General features: G+C 65.5%; 1 protein-coding gene. It reads left to right on the top strand.

The window, feature by feature from the left end; genetic code table 11:
- A partial coding sequence (locus B7L72_RS02710) for an SbcC/MukB-like Walker B domain-containing protein (RefSeq protein ID WP_303245514.1) occupies positions 1 to 1,763 on the top strand: 1,763 nt, incomplete at its 5' end.
- Between the last annotated feature and the right edge of the window lie 39 nt (positions 1,764 to 1,802).

Genomic DNA, 1,802 nt, shown 5'->3' with positions numbered 1-1,802 from the left:
AAGCCGCGCTGCTGGTGCAGCAGCCGGCCGTGCAGCGTGCCCAGCAGCAGCTGCGGCAGCATGAGCAGACCCAGGCCCTGGCAACACCGTTTTATGCCCAGCAAAGCGCCCAGCAAAACGCCACGGCGGCCCAGCGCGAGTGGGCCGCCGCCGAACAGGCCATTGCCCCGCGCCAAGCGGCTCACCAGCAGGCTCAGGAAACGCTCGAGGCGGCCAATGCCCAATATGAACAGCTGCCCGCCCTGCAACGCCAGGCCTATGCGCTAGAGCAATCCCTCGCTCAGTGTCAGGCATTGGCCACGCTGGAGAAACAGCAGCAAGCGCTTGCCCAGCAAGTGGCCCGGGCGCGCGAAAATGCACAGCAGAAGCAGCGTGCGGCCACCCAACAGGAGCAGCACGCCATCGAGCAGGAGATGCGCTGGCACCAGGGTCAGGCGGCTCTGCTCGCTGAGCAGCTGGAGGGTGGCCAGCCTTGTCCGGTGTGTGGCAGCCGTGAGCATCCCGCGCCTGCCTCGACGGCCCAGCTACTGGTCACGCAAGAGGAGGTGAAGCAGGCGCGCAGCGCCCATGAGCGCGCTCGACAGGCATGGGTGAGCGCCCAACAAGACGCCCAGCGCCTGGAGCAGCAGGCCGAGCACGTCGGTGAGCAGTGCCAGAAGCTGCGTGAACAGCTGGGCGATAGCGCATCGCTGGAGAGCGTGAATGCCTCGTTAGCGGCCGTGAAGCGTGAGATGGACACCTGCGAGCGGAGCTGGAAAGCCGCCCAGAGCCAGGCCCAGACCGCCCACACGGCGTTCACCCAGGCGCAAACCACGCTCACTCAGGCAACCCAGCGCCAGGCCGAGGCGCAGCGGACGCTGGAAGCGGCCCAGGCCGAGTGGCAAACGGCCCTGCAGGGTAGCCCCTTTGAGGATGAGCAGGCATTTATCACCGCTCGCCTGGACACCGCCGAACAGCAGCGGCTGAGTGACGACGTGGCGCGCTTTCAACGGGAACTGGCCAGGCTGGAAGGGCAGCTCGAAGCCAGTGCGCCGCTGCTGGAAGGCAAGACGCCGCCCGACGTTGCTGCCCTCGATGCCCAGGCTGACAACAGCAAGGCCCGGGAGGAGGCGTGCCGACAGCATTACCAGCGGCTGAGCGCACGGGTAGACCAGCTCACCGCCACCCGACAGCGGTTGGCAGAGGCGCGCAATGTGGAGGCGGCCCTGGACGAGCAGTACAAACTGTGGGGTACGCTCAGCGAAGTGGCCAACGGGCGCACTGGGAATCGCATCAGCTTGCAGCGCTTCGTGCTGGGCGTGCTGCTGGACGATGTGCTGATTCAAGCCTCCGCGCGCCTGGTGCGCATGAGCCGCGGGCGCTATCAGTTGGTGCGCCGGGAAGACCCTTCCAAAGGCAATAAAGCCTCTGGCCTGGAGCTGGACGTGGCCGATACCTATACCGGCAAGAATCGCCCGGTGGCGACGCTCTCCGGCGGCGAGTCGTTCATGGCTGCGCTGTCACTGGCGCTAGGGCTTTCCGATGTGGTGCAAGCCTATGCAGGCGGTATTCAGCTGGATACGCTATTCATAGATGAAGGCTTTGGCAGCCTCGACCAGGACGCGCTGGACCAGGCCATCGCCATGCTCAGCGAGCTGCAGATGAGCGGGCGTATGATCGGCATCATTTCGCATGTCAGCGAACTCAAGGAGCAGATGCCGATTCGTATCGACGTGCTGCCCAGCCGTCAGGGCAGCACGGTCGTGGTGAAGGGGGAAGGGTGACGAGCCCGGCGGTTCACGTTACGTTCATGTTCGATGCTT

It is taken from the genome of Halomonas sp. BC1 (assembly GCF_002078135.1).
GTDB lineage: Bacteria > Pseudomonadota > Gammaproteobacteria > Pseudomonadales > Halomonadaceae > Vreelandella > Vreelandella stevensii.
The sequence above is the reverse complement of the archived record's forward strand: the minus strand, read 5'-3'. Positions and strand labels throughout refer to the sequence as shown.